The 15,246-nt window shown below is 55.1% G+C and carries 15 protein-coding genes; 13 read left to right on the top strand and 2 right to left on the bottom strand.

From position 1 onward, the window contains the following. Positions 1-3: 3 nt before the first annotated feature. Positions 4-3,123 (bottom strand): ribonuclease E, encoded by a 3,120-nt coding sequence (rne, locus tag BFG58_RS05990; protein ID WP_069719451.1) that lies wholly within the window; start codon positions 3,121-3,123, stop codon positions 4-6. A gap of 572 nt (positions 3,124-3,695) precedes the next feature. Between rne and rluC the strand changes: the two genes are divergently transcribed. Then, the gene (gene rluC / locus BFG58_RS05985; protein WP_048027428.1) at positions 3,696-4,643 is read left to right on the top strand and encodes a 23S rRNA pseudouridine(955/2504/2580) synthase RluC; all 948 of its coding nucleotides are present in this window, start codon (positions 3,696-3,698) and stop codon (positions 4,641-4,643) included. A gap of 79 nt (positions 4,644-4,722) precedes the next feature. On the opposite strand, the gene BFG58_RS05980 is transcribed toward rluC, so the two are convergent. Next, positions 4,723-5,307 carry a nucleoside triphosphate pyrophosphatase gene (locus tag BFG58_RS05980; RefSeq protein WP_069719450.1) on the bottom strand — a complete coding sequence of 195 codons (585 nt, stop codon included), beginning with the start codon at positions 5,305-5,307 and terminating at the stop codon, positions 4,723-4,725. 140 nt (positions 5,308-5,447) lie between these two features. Between BFG58_RS05980 and yceD the strand changes: the two genes are divergently transcribed. The 12 genes from yceD to holB all read left to right on the top strand — a co-directional run bounded on the left by yceD (position 5,448) and on the right by holB (position 15,237). Next, positions 5,448-5,969, top strand: coding sequence for a 23S rRNA accumulation protein YceD (gene yceD / locus BFG58_RS05975; protein WP_014883375.1), 522 nt, complete (start codon positions 5,448-5,450; stop codon positions 5,967-5,969). A 16-nt stretch (positions 5,970-5,985) separates the two neighbouring features. After that, positions 5,986-6,159 (top strand): 50S ribosomal protein L32, encoded by a 174-nt coding sequence (gene rpmF, locus BFG58_RS05970; RefSeq protein ID WP_003857964.1) that lies wholly within the window; start codon positions 5,986-5,988, stop codon positions 6,157-6,159. Positions 6,160-6,239: 80 nt separating this feature from the next. Continuing rightward, a complete protein-coding gene (plsX, locus tag BFG58_RS05965) occupies positions 6,240-7,274 on the top strand; it encodes a phosphate acyltransferase PlsX (protein ID WP_063621375.1) in 1,035 nt (344 codons plus the stop codon). Positions 7,275-7,280: 6 nt separating this feature from the next. Next, positions 7,281-8,234 carry a beta-ketoacyl-ACP synthase III gene (locus BFG58_RS05960; RefSeq protein ID WP_008500797.1) on the top strand — a complete coding sequence of 318 codons (954 nt, stop codon included), beginning with the start codon at positions 7,281-7,283 and terminating at the stop codon, positions 8,232-8,234. A gap of 15 nt (positions 8,235-8,249) precedes the next feature. Beyond that, entirely contained in the window at positions 8,250-9,179 is a 930-nt protein-coding gene (gene fabD / locus BFG58_RS05955) for an ACP S-malonyltransferase (RefSeq protein ID WP_045910200.1), read from the top strand. Positions 9,180-9,191: 12 nt separating this feature from the next. Continuing rightward, a complete protein-coding gene (gene fabG, locus BFG58_RS05950) occupies positions 9,192-9,926 on the top strand; it encodes a 3-oxoacyl-ACP reductase FabG (RefSeq protein ID WP_008500795.1) in 735 nt (244 codons plus the stop codon). A 154-nt stretch (positions 9,927-10,080) separates the two neighbouring features. Beyond that, the gene (gene acpP / locus BFG58_RS05945; RefSeq protein ID WP_003857954.1) at positions 10,081-10,317 is read left to right on the top strand and encodes an acyl carrier protein; all 237 of its coding nucleotides are present in this window, start codon (positions 10,081-10,083) and stop codon (positions 10,315-10,317) included. Positions 10,318-10,408: 91 nt separating this feature from the next. Continuing rightward, entirely contained in the window at positions 10,409-11,650 is a 1,242-nt protein-coding gene (fabF, locus tag BFG58_RS05940) for a beta-ketoacyl-ACP synthase II (RefSeq protein ID WP_045910201.1), read from the top strand. Positions 11,651-11,770: 120 nt separating this feature from the next. Further along, the gene (gene pabC / locus BFG58_RS05935) at positions 11,771-12,580 is read left to right on the top strand and encodes an aminodeoxychorismate lyase (RefSeq protein ID WP_069719449.1); all 810 of its coding nucleotides are present in this window, start codon (positions 11,771-11,773) and stop codon (positions 12,578-12,580) included. A 2-nt stretch (positions 12,581-12,582) separates the two neighbouring features. After that, positions 12,583-13,605, top strand: a complete 1,023-nt coding sequence (yceG, locus tag BFG58_RS05930; RefSeq protein ID WP_069719448.1) for a cell division protein YceG — start codon at positions 12,583-12,585, stop codon at positions 13,603-13,605. Continuing rightward, positions 13,595-14,236: a dTMP kinase gene (tmk, locus tag BFG58_RS05925; RefSeq protein ID WP_045910204.1), complete on the top strand. Its 642-nt coding sequence runs from the start codon at positions 13,595-13,597 to the stop codon at positions 14,234-14,236. The genes yceG and tmk overlap by 11 nt, the downstream gene beginning before the upstream one ends. Beyond that, the gene (holB, locus tag BFG58_RS05920; RefSeq protein WP_048027447.1) at positions 14,233-15,237 is read left to right on the top strand and encodes a DNA polymerase III subunit delta'; all 1,005 of its coding nucleotides are present in this window, start codon (positions 14,233-14,235) and stop codon (positions 15,235-15,237) included. Before tmk ends, holB begins: the two co-directional genes overlap by 4 nt. Positions 15,238-15,246: the final 9 nt, after the last annotated feature.

The raw sequence follows: 15,246 nt of genomic DNA, 5'->3' as shown, positions 1-15,246 counted from the left end.
TCGTTATTCAACAGACTGTGGACGCGTCGCGGGTGCAGTCGCCTGATGCGTTGCACTGTGACCACCGGCTGCGCCTTTACCTTCGAAGCTGAAGGCCGGGCGAACCCAGTCGCTGTGACGCGGTGCTTCTGGCACGTAATCCGGCGCCGGAGCGCGGGTCATCGGTGCTGTCGCCACGTGTGCAGCGGCTGGCGCAGAGACAACCGGCTCAGGTTTCACTTCAGGCGCTTTCGGTTCTTCAACAACCGGTTCAACCTCAATCTCAACGTCCTGAACGATTTCTTCAGTGGTCGTTTCGACGATGGCTTCAGCGGTGTCTTCCACGGCGGCTACAGGTGCAGCTTCTTCAGCGATTTCCTCAGCCACCACGACATCTTCTTCAGCAATAAGCTGCGGTGCGGCATCAACCGGCGCGGCAATCACTTCCGGATGCGTGGTTTCGACCTCAGCTGCCTGAGGTGCTTCCGCTTCAACAACCTGAGGTTCAACCACGGTTGCCGCTTCAGTCACAACGTCTTCTACCGCTGCCGCAGGTGCAATGATCTCTTCCGCAACTGGCTGTTCTTCAACAACCTGCTCCTGACGTGCTACCGGGTAGCGGATCCAGACTTTGCCGGAAGCCATTTCTGGCGAAGCACAGGCAATGGTCAGCGGCATTGGCGACTTAGTCGGGTAACGCTCGTCACGATAGCGGCGACGGCGCTGACCGCTGACGCGCAGATGACGTGGGGAACGACGTGAACGGCGCGGCATGCCGGCGTTATCACGGTTTTCACCGTTTTCATCCTGCTCAACGTTGTTATCAACGACCGCTGGCAGGTCAACTTTTGCCAGCTGCGTGCCGGTTGCGCTCTCGCGGCTTTCAACCGCGACGATTGCTGACTCTTCGGTTGCTTCGGAGGCGAAGCGGACTTTCTGAGCAAGCTGGCGCTGCTTACGACGCGGCATGACCTGAGTACGTTCTTCCTGCTCGCCGTCCTGCTGTTCAACAGGCTCTTCGCGGTTCAGGTTTTTGACTTCCTGCTGTGCCTGACGCTTCTCGTCGTTACGGCGACGGTTGCGTTCACGGCGCGGCTGCTGGTCGTCACGCTGTTTGCTCTTCTCAGACTCATCGCCCGCCTGCTGGCGAATTTCACGATCTTCAACATTCTGCTGCTGTTTCTCGCGACGGTTGCGACGGTTGTCTTCGCGTTGCTCACGGCCTTCGTTGTTCTCAGAGCGGTTGTCACGGTTGTCACGACGCTCGCTGCGGTCATTACGATCGCTACGGTCATTACGGTCGCGGCGGTTGTTCTGACGCTTACGGCGGTCCTGCTGACGTTCAGGCTTGGCCGCTTTTGGCTCTTCTTTCGGCTGCTCTGGCTGAACTTCCTCACCGGCAAACATCTTCTTCAGCGCACCGAAGAAGCGGCTCAGCAGACCCGGCTGTGCCGGCTGGGCTTTCGCTGCCGTTGCTTCTGGTTTCTGCGCCGCAGGTTTGGCCGCTGGTTTTTCCAGGGCTGCTTCCGGTGGGGCTTCTGGCATGATGAAGGTGGCTAACGCAGGCTGCTCTGGCAGTTTACGCTCTGCTGGCTCTTCATCTGAAGGCAGGGCCATCTCTTCTTCGTGCAGCTTCGGCAGCAGGTAGCTGAGCGTTGACGTCTCTTCGCCTTTACGGACACGCAGCACGTGATAGTGCGGGGTTTCCATCTGATCGTTTGGCACGATGATGCAGCGAACGCCACCCTGACGCGCTTCAATCGCACTGACCGCAGCACGTTTTTCGTTCAGCAGGTAAGAGGCAATTGGCACAGGGACAATCGCGTGCACCTCTTTGGTATTCTCTTTCAGCGCTTCTTCTTCAATCAGACGCAGAATCGAGAGGGACAGCGATTCGTTATCACGCACGGTACCGGTGCCGGAACAGCGCGGACAAACGTGATGGCTGGACTCACCCAGCGACGGGCTCAGACGCTGGCGGGACATCTCCAGCAGGCCAAAGCGTGAGATATGGCTAATCTGGATACGCGCACGATCCTGACGCACCGCTTCGCGCAGACGGTTTTCTACTGCACGCTGGTGGCGAACAGGGGTCATGTCGATGAAGTCGATAACAATCAGACCGCCCAGGTCGCGCAGGCGGAGCTGGCGGGCGATTTCATCAGCGGCTTCAAGGTTGGTGTTGAAGGCGGTCTCTTCGATATCGCCACCGCGCGTTGCGCGAGCGGAGTTGATGTCGATAGCGGTCAGTGCTTCAGTGGTATCGATAACGATAGAACCGCCGGACGGCAGGCGCACTTCACGCTGGAAGGCGGATTCAATCTGGGATTCGATCTGATAGTGGCTGAACAGCGGGATTTCACCGGTGTACAGTTTAATTTTGCTGGTGAAATCCGGACGACCCAGCGCGGCGATGTGCTGGCGCGCCAGCTCAAGCACTTTCGGGTTATCGATCAGAATCTCACCGATGTCCTGACGCAGGTAGTCACGGAAGGCACGCACGATCACGTTGCTTTCCTGGTGGATCAGGAACGGAGCAGGGCGGCTTTCCGCTGCTTTCTGGATGGCTTCCCAGTGCTTCAGACGGAAGCTCAGGTCCCACTGCAGCGCTTCGGCGGATTTGCCGACGCCCGCGGTACGCACGATAAGCCCCATGCCATCAGGCAGTTCAAGGCTTGCCAGCGCTTCTTTCAGTTCGGTACGGTCATCACCTTCGATACGGCGAGAGATGCCACCCGCACGCGGGTTGTTAGGCATCAGCACCAGATAGCTCCCTGCCAGGCTGATAAAGGTAGTCAGTGCGGCGCCTTTGTTGCCACGCTCTTCTTTATCAATCTGAACGATAACTTCCTGACCTTCACGCAGAACATCTTTGATGTTTGGTCGGCCATGGGCGTTGTAGTTTGCAGGGAAATATTCGCGGGCGATTTCTTTCAGAGGGAGGAAACCATGACGCTCAGCACCGTAATCGACAAATGCAGCTTCAAGGCTTGGTTCAATGCGGGTGATTTTACCTTTGTAAATGTTCGCTTTTTTCTGTTCGTGTCCAGGACTTTCGATATCCAGATCGTACAGGCGCTGCCCATCCACAAGGGCGACACGCAACTCTTCTTGCTGAGTTGCGTTGATTAACATTCTTTTCATCGTAACTTACTCGTTATTCTTACATTGACGACAAAGCTGCGGGCAAGGTGACGCTTTCCGGGGTATGAACCGATGGCCTCGTGTCTGTTCACGTCGCCAACCTCACGGTTGTCGCTCGCTTAAGAGGCGCAGAGTGTCGGTTGCCTGTATTTCATACGGAAACACAGCGCAATTATCAGGGGAATTGCCTGGGTAGAACTCTCCAGAGAACAATCCTTATACCGGGAAGTACTGCAACCCGCAGCCCGCTAACTGCCTGAAAGATCAATACGTCTTACGCCATTGCTGCGTGGATGATCGGTCAGACAAAATTGGTCATTCCGTCAACATCCTTACTTAACCAGGATTTAACACGGAAAACAGCCTCATTATTCCACTGCTCGCCGGGTTATAGCAAGATGACTTTTACCAATTATCACCCGGTTACTCACAGTTTCTTCACTTCAGAATGGCGATTGGTTTAATAACCACCAAATCGGTTGCGCGAAACGGGGGACAGGCCGGATAAAAGTAAATATAAGCATAGAAAAATGAGTGGCGCTAATGGCTGTCGATATTTAGAATCGCCAACCATGAAAACAGAGACTCCAGCCGTAAAAATGGTTGCCATCGCCGACGATGAAGCGGGGCAACGTATCGATAACTTTTTGCGTACCCAGCTGAAAGGGGTGCCAAAGAGCATGATTTATCGCATCCTGCGTAAGGGCGAGGTGCGGGTTAACAAAAAACGCGTGAAGCCTGAGTATAAACTCGAAGCCGGTGACGAAGTCCGTATTCCGCCGGTGCGCGTGGCAGAGCGTGAAGAAGAGACCGTTTCACCGAAGCTGCAGAAAGTGGCGGCCCTGAGCGATGTCATCCTTTACGAAGACGACCATATTCTGGTGTTGAATAAACCGTCAGGAACGGCAGTCCATGGCGGTAGCGGTCTGAGCTTCGGCGTGATTGAAGGGCTGCGTGCCCTGCGTCCGGAAGCGCGCTTCCTTGAGCTGGTGCACCGTCTTGACCGCGACACTTCAGGCGTACTGCTGGTGGCGAAAAAGCGTTCCGCGCTGCGTTCGCTGCATGAACAGCTGCGTGAAAAAGGGATGCAGAAAGACTATCTGGCGCTGGTGCGCGGTCAGTGGCAGTCCCATGTAAAAGTGGTGCAGGCGCCGTTGCTGAAGAACATTCTGCAAAGCGGTGAGCGTATTGTCCGCGTGAGCCAGGAAGGGAAACCGTCTGAGACGCGCTTTAAGGTTGAAGAGCGCTATGAGTTTGCCACGCTGGTGCGCTGCAGTCCGGTGACCGGTCGTACCCACCAGATCCGCGTGCATACGCAGTTTGCAGGGCACCCCATCGCCTTTGATGACCGCTATGGCGACCGCGAGTTTGATAAGCAGCTGGCGGGGACGGGACTGTCGCGTCTGTTCCTGCATGCGGCAGCGCTGAAGTTTACCCATCCGAATACCGGTGAAGTGATTCGTATTGAAGCGCCGCTGGATGAGCAGCTGAAACGCTGTCTTAAGGTTTTGCGCGGCTGATTTTGTGCCGGGTGGCGCTGCGCTTACCCGGCCTACAAAACCCGTAGGCCCATGCAAGCGAAGCGCCGCTGGGCAAAAGTCACATGATCAGCGGATTACACTCTTCTCGCCGTAACATCTGACACAAGGCAATCAGCGGTAACCCCACCAGGGTGTTGGGATCGCGACCGTCCAGCTTGTCGAACAACGCAATCCCCAATCCTTCACTTTTAAAGCTCCCCGCGCAGTTCAGCGGTCGCTCACGGCGCACATAATCCATAATCTCTTGCTCGCTGAGATGACGGAAGTGTACGTCGAACGGCTCACACTCGGTTTGCAGATGGCCTGACGCGGAGTTATAGAGGGCCAGGCCCGTATAGAAGGTCACGATAGTACCGCGCGCACGCAGAAGCTGCTGGCAGGCATTTTCCTCAGTATGGGGCTTGCCGGTGATTTCGCCGTCCAGCACGCAAACCTGATCGGAGCCTATAATCAAATGCGAAGGATAGCGTGTGGCCAGCGATTGCGCCTTCTCCTTAGCAAGACGCGTCACCAGATGGCGCGGTGACTCGCCCGGCAGTGGCGTCTCATCCACCTCTGGCGCGGCGCATTCAAACGGGATCCCGAGCTTTTCCAGTAGCATTCGGCGGTAGGGAGACGTGGAAGCAAGGACGAGATTTGGCATATTTTTATCACCAGATATAGCGTATCGATGCCAGCCATTTTAAACTACAGGCCGCAATGTGTGCGAATAATTGGCAAAAGGCAGCTCTGGTTGCCTTTTTCTTTGACTCTATGACGTTACAAAGTTAATATGCGCGCCCTATGCAAAAGGTAAAATTACCCCTGACTCTTGATCCGGTTCGTACGGCTCAAAAACGCCTCGATTACGAAGGTATCTATACTTCCGATCAGGCTGAGCGTATTGCCGAATCCGTAGTCAGTGTGGACAGTGATGTAGAATGCTCCATGTCGTTCGCTATCGACAACCAGCGTCTCGCCGTTTTAACCGGTGATGCAAAGGTGACGGTAACGCTCGAGTGTCAGCGTTGCGGGAAACCGTTTGTACAGCATGTTCACACAACGTATTGTTTCAGTCCGGTTCGTTCTGACGAACAGGCTGAAGCACTCCCGGAAGCGTATGAGCCGATTGAGGTTAACGAATTCGGTGAAATCGATCTTCTGGCTCTGGTTGAAGATGAAATCATCCTCACCTTGCCAGTGGTTCCGGTGCATGATTCTGAACACTGTGAAGTGTCCGAGGCGGACATGGTCTTTGGGGAACTGCCTGATGAAGCGCAAAAACCAAACCCATTTGCCGTATTAGCCAGCTTAAAGCGTAAGTAATTGAGGAGTAAGGTCCATGGCCGTACAACAGAATAAACCAACCCGTTCCAAACGTGGCATGCGTCGTTCCCATGACGCGCTGACTGCAGTTACCAGCCTGTCTGTAGACAAGACTTCTGGTGAGAAACACCTGCGTCACCACATCACCGCTGACGGTTTCTACCGCGGCCGCAAGGTTATCACTAAGTAATCACGCGTCAGCGTGATTAGGCTTAGTGAGGAGCTCCCCGTGCAAACGGGGAACTTACCGAACCAGGCTGCGACGATACCTTGACACGTCTAACCCTGGCGTTAGATGTCATGGGGGGAGATTTTGGCCCTTCCGTGACGGTGCCTGCAGCATTGCAGGCACTGAATTCTAATTCGCAACTCACTCTTCTTTTAGTCGGCAATCCCGACACAATCACGCCATTACTTGCAAAAGCTGACTTTGAACAACGTTCACGTCTGCAGATTATTCCTGCGCAGTCAGTTATTGCCAGTGATGCCCGACCCTCGCAGGCGATTCGTAATAGCCGCGGCAGCTCGATGCGGATAGCGCTGGAGCTGGTGAAAGAAGGTCGAGCCCAGGCTTGCGTTAGCGCGGGAAATACCGGCGCGCTGATGGGGCTGTCGAAATTATTGCTCAAACCGATTGACGGTATTGAGCGTCCGGCGCTGGTGACGGTGTTGCCGCATCAGCAGAAGGGCAAGACGGTAGTTCTCGATTTGGGCGCGAACGTCGATTGTGATAGTACAATGCTGGCTCAGTTTGCCGTCATGGGATCGGTGCTGGCAGAAGAGGTGGTCGGGATCAACACTCCCCGTGTTGCGTTACTGAACATTGGTGAAGAAGAGACCAAAGGCCTGGACAGCATTCGCGAAGCAGCTGAATTGCTCAAACAGGTTCCCTCCATCAACTATATTGGTTATCTCGAAGCCAATGAGTTGTTGACGGGTAAAACGGATGTTCTGGTGTGCGATGGCTTCACCGGGAACGTGACGTTGAAAACCATGGAAGGGGTCGTGCGGATGTTTCTTTCTCTGCTGAAATCACAGGGAGAGGGCAAAAAAAGCGCCTGGTGGCTGATTTTATTGAAGCGTTGGTTACAAAAGAGCCTGACGCGGCGATTCAGTCACCTCAACCCCGACCAGTATAATGGCGCCTGTCTGTTAGGATTGCGCGGCATCGTGATTAAGAGTCATGGCGCCGCCAATCAGCGAGCATTTGCTGTCGCGATTGAACAGGCAGTGCAGGCGGTGCAGCGACAAGTCCCTCAGCGGATTGCCGCTCGCCTGGGATCTGTATTAGCTAAAAGTGACTGAGCGTACATGTATACGAAGATTTTAGGTACCGGCAGCTACCTGCCAAAACAGGTGCGTACCAACGCCGATCTGGAAAAAATGGTAGATACGTCTGACGAGTGGATTGTCACGCGCACAGGTATCCGTGAACGTCGTATTGCCGCGCCAGACGAAACCGTGTCGACCATGGGTTACGAAGCCGCACAGCGTGCTATCGAAATGGCGGGCATTGATAAAGAACAGATCGGTTTGATCGTGGTGGCCACGACGTCTGCCACGCATGCTTTCCCAAGCGCGGCGTGCCAGGTGCAAAACATGCTCGGCATTAAGGGCTGCCCGGCGTTTGACGTCGCTGCCGCATGCGCAGGTTTTACCTATGCGCTGAGCGTAGCCGATCAGTACGTGAAGTCCGGTGCCGTTAAATATGCGCTGGTGATCGGTGCTGACGTGCTGGCGCGTACCTGCGATCCGACCGATCGCGGAACGATCATTATTTTTGGTGATGGTGCGGGTGCGGTGCTGCTGGGGCAGTCCGAAGAGCCGGGTATCATCTCTACGCATCTGCATGCTGACGGCAGCTATGGCGAACTGTTGACCCTGCCTAACGCCGATCGCGTAAATCCGGACAACTCGATTTACCTGACGATGGCAGGGAACGAGGTGTTCAAGGTGGCGGTGACTGAGCTTGCGCACATCGTTGATGAAACGCTGGAAGCGAATAACCTTGAACGCTCCGCGCTCGACTGGCTGGTGCCGCATCAGGCGAACCTGCGTATCATCAGCGCAACCGCGAAAAAGCTGGGCATGTCGATGGATAACGTTGTGGTGACGCTGGATCGTCACGGCAACACCTCTGCGGCGTCAGTACCGTGCGCATTTGATGAAGCGGTACGCGACGGGCGAATCAAACGGGGCCAGTTGGTCTTGCTTGAAGCCTTCGGTGGCGGGTTCACCTGGGGTTCCGCGCTGGTTCGTTTCTAGGATAAGGAATAAAAAATGACGCAATTTGCTTTTGTGTTCCCGGGGCAGGGCTCTCAAACCGTTGGGATGTTGTCTGAAATGGCAGCAACCTATCCGGTCATTGAAGAGACTTTCCGTGAAGCTTCTGATGCACTGGGTTATGATTTATGGGCGCTGACCCAGCAGGGTCCTGCCGAAGAGCTGAACAAAACCTGGCAGACCCAGCCCGCGCTGCTGACCGCGTCCGTTGCGCTGTGGCGTGTCTGGCAGCAGCAGGGCGGTAAAGCGCCCGCACTGCTCGCAGGACATAGCCTGGGTGAATACTCAGCCCTGGTTTGTGCCGGTGTGATCGCGTTTGCTGACGCAGTTCGTCTGGTGGAACTGCGCGGTAAATTCATGCAGGAAGCAGTGCCAGAAGGCACGGGTGGCATGTCAGCCATCATCGGTCTGGATGATGCCGCGATTGCAAAAGCGTGTGAAGAGTCTGCTGAAGGTCAGGTTGTCTCTCCGGTTAACTTCAACTCGCCGGGCCAGGTGGTTATCGCCGGTCATAAAGAAGCGGTTGAGCGTGCCGGTGCAGCCTGTAAAGCGGCGGGTGCCAAACGTGCGCTGCCGCTGCCGGTCAGCGTGCCGTCTCACTGTGCGCTGATGAAGCCCGCTGCCGAGAAACTGGCGGTTGAGCTGGAAAAAATTACGTTTAACGCACCGACGATTTCCGTTGTGAACAACGTCGATGTGAAATGCGAAACCGCGCCGGAAGCTATCCGCGACGCGCTGGTTCGCCAGCTCTACAGCCCGGTACAGTGGACCAAAACCGTTGAGTTTATGGCCTCTCAGGGCGTTGAGCATCTGTATGAAGTCGGCCCAGGGAAAGTCCTCACCGGTCTGACAAAACGTATTGTTGACACCCTGACAGCCTCGGCGATTAACGAGCCGGAAGCGATGTCAGCGGCACTCTCGCAATAAAAGAGGAATACCATGAGTTTTGAAGGAAAAATTGCCCTGGTCACTGGCGCAAGCCGCGGTATCGGGCGTGCAATTGCTGAAACACTGGTTGCGCGCGGCGCGAAGGTGATTGGGACAGCAACCAGCGAGAATGGCGCTCAGGCTATCAGTGAATATCTGGGTGCAAACGGTAAAGGTCTGGTACTGAATGTGACCGAACCTGCATCTATCGAATCTGTTCTGGAAAATATTCGCGCAGAGTTTGGCGAAGTGGATATTCTGGTAAACAACGCCGGGATCACTCGCGATAACCTGTTAATGCGAATGAAAGACGACGAGTGGAACGATATTATCGAAACCAACCTGTCATCTGTATTCCGTCTGTCAAAAGCGGTAATGCGCGCTATGATGAAAAAGCGTCATGGTCGTATTATCACTGTCGGTTCTGTGGTTGGTACCATGGGAAATGCTGGTCAGGCTAACTACGCTGCGGCGAAAGCCGGTCTGATTGGTTTCAGTAAGTCGCTGGCGCGTGAAGTCGCGTCCCGCGGTATTACGGTAAACGTTGTTGCTCCGGGCTTTATTGAAACGGACATGACGCGTGCGCTGACTGATGAGCAGCGTGCGGGTACGCTGGCGGCAGTTCCGGCGGGTCGTCTTGGCGACCCTAAAGAAATCGCCAGCGCGGTTGCATTTTTAGCCTCTGACGAAGCGGGTTACATCACTGGTGAGACCCTCCACGTCAACGGCGGGATGTATATGGTTTAACCACGATGAAAAATATTTGCGTTATTAGGGCGAATGGCCTCAAAATAACGTAAAATCGTGGTAAGAACTGCCGGGATTTAGTTGCAAATTTTTCAACATTTTATACACTACGAAAACCATCGCGAAAGCGAGTTTTGATAGGAAATTTAAGAGTATGAGCACTATCGAAGAACGCGTTAAGAAAATTATCGGCGAACAGCTGGGCGTTAAGCAGGAAGAAGTTGTGAACTCCGCTTCCTTCGTTGAAGACCTGGGCGCAGATTCTCTTGACACCGTTGAGCTGGTAATGGCTCTGGAAGAAGAGTTTGATACTGAGATTCCGGACGAAGAAGCTGAGAAGATCACCACCGTTCAGGCTGCCATTGATTACATCAACGGTCACCAGGCGTAAGTGAACATCTCCAGGCGGTCATTCGACCGCCTGAGTTTTATCTTTTTTAGTCCCACGAATCTCTTTTTTTATCCCTCCCTGGAGGACAAACGTGTCTAAGCGTCGTGTAGTTGTGACCGGACTTGGCATGTTGTCTCCTGTCGGCAATACCGTAGAGTCCACCTGGAAAGCTCTCCTTGCCGGTCAGAGCGGCATCAGCCTAATCGACCATTTCGATACTAGCGCCTATGCAACGAAATTTGCTGGCTTAGTAAAGGATTTTAACTGTGAAGAGATCATCTCGCGCAAAGAGCAGCGCAAGATGGATGCCTTCATTCAATATGGAATTGTCGCTGGCGTTCAGGCCATGCAGGATTCTGGCCTTGTGATTACGGAAGAGAACGCAACCCGTATCGGCGCCGCTATCGGCTCCGGGATTGGCGGTCTTGGCCTGATCGAGGAAAACCATACATCCCTGATGAATGGCGGCCCGCGTAAGATCAGTCCGTTCTTCGTTCCGTCCACGATTGTTAATATGGTGGCAGGTCACCTGACCATCATGTTCGGCCTCCGTGGGCCAAGCATTTCTATCGCCACCGCCTGTACGTCTGGCGTACATAACATCGGCCAGGCCGCGCGCATTATTGCGTACGGCGATGCAGATGCTATGGTTGCCGGCGGTGCTGAAAAAGCCAGTACCCCACTGGGTGTCGGCGGTTTCGGCGCGGCCCGTGCGCTCTCTACCCGCAACGATAATCCACAGGCGGCAAGCCGTCCGTGGGATAAAGATCGTGATGGCTTCGTGCTGGGCGACGGTGCGGGCATGATCGTACTGGAAGAGTACGAACACGCGAAAAAACGCGGTGCGAAAATTTATGCTGAAGTCGTTGGCTTTGGTATGAGCAGCGATGCGTATCACATGACGTCTCCTCCGGAGAACGGTGCAGGTGCTGCGCTGGCGATGGAAAACGCGATCCGTGATGCGGGTATTACCCCGGCTCAGATTGGCTACGTCAACGCCCACGGCACATCTACACCTGCAGGCGATAAAGCGGAAGCTCAGGCGGTTAAGTCTATCTTCGGCGAATCTGCCAGCCGCGTACTGGTGAGCTCCACGAAATCCATGACCGGTCACCTGTTGGGTGCGGCGGGTGCAGTAGAGTCAATCTACTCCATCCTTGCGCTGCGCGATCAGGCTGTTCCACCAACCATCAACCTGGATAACCCGGATGAAGGTTGCGATCTGGACTTCGTTCCTCACGAAGCGCGCCAGGTTAGCGGAATGGAGTATACCCTGTGTAACTCCTTCGGCTTTGGCGGCACCAACGGTTCTCTGATCTTCAAAAAGATCTGATCCTGACGTTCCGATCGCACTAAAAAAGGTCCGCTTGCCGGACCTTTTTTATTAAGGCTAATCTTCTTGTCGACTGCATGACATCCTGCCAGACTAAACGTCCACGCATAAGGAGCCACCATGTTTTTAATCAATGGCCTTGAGCAGGACACGCTGCCTGCCAGCGACAGGGCGGTACAGTTCGGGGATGGTTGCTTTACGACGGCGCGCATTCTGGATGGCCATGTTTGCCTTCTGGAAGCGCACATGCGACGCCTGCAGCATGGCTGTGAAAAGCTCATAATCCCCTTTACGCACTGGGACACCTTACGTCAGGAAATGTGCCAGCTCGCATCGGGGAAGCACAGCGGCGTACTCAAGGTTATCATCAGCCGCGGCAGTGGTGGCCGGGGTTACAGCGCTGCATCTTGTCTCGCCCCAACGCGCATTCTTTACGTGTCTGCTTATCCCGCGCATTACTCTCGCTGGCGAGAAGACGGCGTCACGCTGACGCTAAGCCCGGTACGGCTGGGACGAAACCCGATGCTGGCCAGGATTAAGCATCTCAATCGCCTTGAACAGGTGCTCATTCGTACTCATCTTGAACAGACGGACGCTGATGAGGCGCTGGTCCTTGACAGCGAAGGGTTCATTACGGAATGCTGTGCGGCTAATTTGTTCTGGCGACAGGGCAGGAACGTGTTCACCCCCGCGCTGGATCAGGCTGGCGTGAACGGCATAATGCGCCAATTTTGTTTGCAGCAGCTGGCACACTCTGACTTTCACGTTGTCGAAGTTAACGCAAAGGAAGAGGTGCTACAGACTGCTGATGAAGTCATCATTTGCAACGCGCTGATGCCTGTTGTGCCCGTTCGCGCCTGTGGCCAGCTACGCTGGTCGTCGCGCGAGCTGTTTCAGTTTTTAGCCCCGATATGTGAGCAAACCAGATAGTCATGAAAAAAATGTTGCGCTTTGTCCTTCTCTTCATTGTTGCGCTGGGCGTTGCTGGCGGAGCAGGCGTATGGAAAGTTCGCCAGCTGGCGGACAGCAAGATCCTGGTTAAAGACGAAACGATCTTTACCCTGAAAGCGGGAACCGGCCGCCAGGCGCTTGGGGAACAGCTCTACGGTGATAAAATTATCAATCGTCCACGGGTATTCCAGTGGTTATTGCGCGTGGAGCCTGAACTGTCACATTTCAAAGCCGGTACCTATCGCTTTACGCCGGGAATGACCGTCAGAGAGATGCTGCAGCTGCTGGAAAGCGGCAAAGAAGCCCAGTTCCCTCTGCGATTTGTGGAAGGGATGCGCCTGAGTGATTACCTCAAACAGCTGCGCGATGCGCCGTATATCAAACATACCCTGAAGGATGACAGCTACCAGACGGTGGCCGACGTGCTCAAGTTTGAGCATCCTGAATGGGTGGAAGGCTGGTTCTGGCCAGATACCTGGATGTACACCGCCGGTACGACCGATGTGGCGATCCTGAAGCGGGCGCACAAAAAAATGGTCGCCGCCGTGGATGCGGCCTGGGAAGGGCGAATGGAGGGTTTACCCTATAAAGATCAAAACCAGTTTGTCACCATGGCCTCGATTATCGAGAAAGAGACCGCCGTTGCCGCCGAGCGCGATCGGGTGGCGTCAGTATTTATCAACCGTCTGCGCATTGGCATGCGCCTGCAAACCGACCCTACCGTCATCTACGGCATGGGCGAGAGCTATGCCGGTAAGATCTCCAGAAAAGATCTGGAGACGCCAACGGCGTATAATACCTACGTGATTAGCGGTTTACCGCCTGGCCCGATTGCCACGCCGAGCGAGGCTTCTCTCAAAGCCGCCGCGCATCCGGCGAAAACACCGTATCTCTATTTTGTGGCTGATGGAAAAGGGGGACACGCCTTTAACACCAACCTTGCCAGCCACAATCGCTCTGTTCAGGACTATCTGAAGGCACTTAAGGAAAAAAATGCGCAGTAAATACATTGTCATTGAGGGACTCGAAGGGGCGGGTAAAACCACCGCCCGCAACGTGGTGGTGGATACGCTGAAATCGCTTGGCGTCGCCGACATGGTCTTCACCCGCGAGCCGGGCGGTACGCAACTTGCGGAGAAACTGCGCAGCCTGGTGCTGGATATTAAATCCGTTGGCGACGAAGTTATCACTGACAAAGCCGAAGTGTTAATGTTCTACGCGGCGCGCGTACAGCTGGTTGAGACGGTGATCAAACCCGCCCTGGCCGATGGCAAGTGGGTAATCGGCGATCGTCACGATCTGTCGACTCAGGCTTATCAGGGCGGAGGACGTGGTATCGACCAGACCATGCTGGCAACGCTGCGCAATGCCGTACTGGGGGATTTTCGTCCCGACCTGACGCTCTATCTGGATGTGACCCCGGAAGTGGGTCTTAAACGCGCCCGCGCGCGCGGCGAGCTCGACCGCATTGAACAAGAGTCGTTTGATTTCTTTAACCGCACCCGTGCGCGCTATCTTGAGCTGGCCGCACAGGACAGCTCCATTCGTACCATCGATGCAACGCAATCCCTGGATGAGGTGACGCGTGACATTCAGCAAACCGTGACGCAGTGGGTGCAGGAGCAGCAGGCATGAAATGGTATCCATGGTTGCGCCCGCACTTTGAACAGCTGATCGGCAGCTATCAGGCGGGGCGGGGGCATCATGCGTTACTGATTCAGGCATTGCCGGGAATGGGCGATGATGCATTGATTTATGCCATCACCCGTTTTCTGATGTGCCAGCAGCCTGAAGGGCATAAAAGCTGCGGCAAATGCCGTGGCTGTCAGCTGATGCAGGCGGGCACACATCCTGACTACTACACGCTTGAGCCTGAGAAGGGGAAAAGCGCGCTCGGTATCGATGCCGTGCGGGAAGTCAGTGAAAAATTGTACGAACACGCGCGGCTGGGCGGCGCTAAAGTGGTCTGGCTTAAAGACGCCACGCAGCTGACCGAGGCGGCAGCTAACGCCCTGCTGAAAACTCTGGAAGAGCCGCCGGTAAAAACGTGGTTTTTCCTCTCGTGCCGTGACCCGGGACGCTTGCTGGCGACGCTGCGCAGCCGCTGTCGTCTTCATCACCTTGCTGTGCCTCAGGAATCGTGGGCGCTGAGCTGGCTGGAGCGAGAGGTGACAACGTCACCTGAGAGTGCGTTGTCCGCCTTGCGCCTGAGCAGCGGCGCGCCCGCAGCGGCGCTGGCATTGCTGCAGCCTGACGTCTGGTCACAGCGAGAAACGCTTTGCCGGGCCGTCGAAATGGCACTGAATAACCACGACTGGCTAAGCGTATTGCCTGCGCTTAACAGCGATCAGGCCGTTGAGCGTCTGCACTGGCTGGCCTCGTTGCTGCTGGATGCCCTCAAACTTCAGCAAGGGGCAACGCTGCTGACCAACCCGGACGCGTGGACACTGGTGAATACGCTGGCGAACCGCCTCTCAGGGACGATTCTTCATGCGATGCTTCATGAAATTTGCCAGAGTCGAGAACAGCTTTTAACCGTGACGGGTCTTAATCGCGAGCTTTTACTGACCGACCAGTTACTGCGTATTGAACACTACCTGCAACCCGGCACCACACCGCCGGTTTCCCATCTCTGAGAGAGACAT

It is taken from the genome of Enterobacter sp. ku-bf2, from assembly GCF_001742765.1.
Lineage (GTDB): Bacteria > Pseudomonadota > Gammaproteobacteria > Enterobacterales > Enterobacteriaceae > Enterobacter > Enterobacter quasiroggenkampii.
Note: the sequence above shows the minus strand (reverse complement) of the source record. Positions and strands in the feature narration are given on the sequence as shown.

Excerpts from the sequence above, each read along its gene's own strand:
- BFG58_RS05960 (WP_008500797.1), top strand. The coding sequence starts at position 7,281 with ATGTATACGAAGATTTTAGGTACCGGCAGCTACCTGCCAAAACAGGTG.
- fabG (WP_008500795.1), top strand. The coding sequence starts at position 9,192 with ATGAGTTTTGAAGGAAAAATTGCCCTGGTCACTGGCGCAAGCCGCGGT.
- yceG (WP_069719448.1), top strand. The coding sequence starts at position 12,583 with ATGAAAAAAATGTTGCGCTTTGTCCTTCTCTTCATTGTTGCGCTGGGC.
- pabC (WP_069719449.1), top strand. The coding sequence starts at position 11,771 with ATGTTTTTAATCAATGGCCTTGAGCAGGACACGCTGCCTGCCAGCGAC.
- yceD (WP_014883375.1), top strand. The coding sequence starts at position 5,448 with ATGCAAAAGGTAAAATTACCCCTGACTCTTGATCCGGTTCGTACGGCT.
- acpP (WP_003857954.1), top strand. The coding sequence starts at position 10,081 with ATGAGCACTATCGAAGAACGCGTTAAGAAAATTATCGGCGAACAGCTG.
- BFG58_RS05980 (WP_069719450.1), bottom strand. The coding sequence starts at position 5,307 with ATGCCAAATCTCGTCCTTGCTTCCACGTCTCCCTACCGCCGAATGCTA.
- rpmF (WP_003857964.1), top strand. The coding sequence starts at position 5,986 with ATGGCCGTACAACAGAATAAACCAACCCGTTCCAAACGTGGCATGCGT.
- holB (WP_048027447.1), top strand. The coding sequence starts at position 14,233 with ATGAAATGGTATCCATGGTTGCGCCCGCACTTTGAACAGCTGATCGGC.
- tmk (WP_045910204.1), top strand. The coding sequence starts at position 13,595 with ATGCGCAGTAAATACATTGTCATTGAGGGACTCGAAGGGGCGGGTAAA.
- rne (WP_069719451.1), bottom strand. The coding sequence starts at position 3,123 with ATGAAAAGAATGTTAATCAACGCAACTCAGCAAGAAGAGTTGCGTGTC.
- rluC (WP_048027428.1), top strand. The coding sequence starts at position 3,696 with ATGAAAACAGAGACTCCAGCCGTAAAAATGGTTGCCATCGCCGACGAT.
- fabD (WP_045910200.1), top strand. The coding sequence starts at position 8,250 with ATGACGCAATTTGCTTTTGTGTTCCCGGGGCAGGGCTCTCAAACCGTT.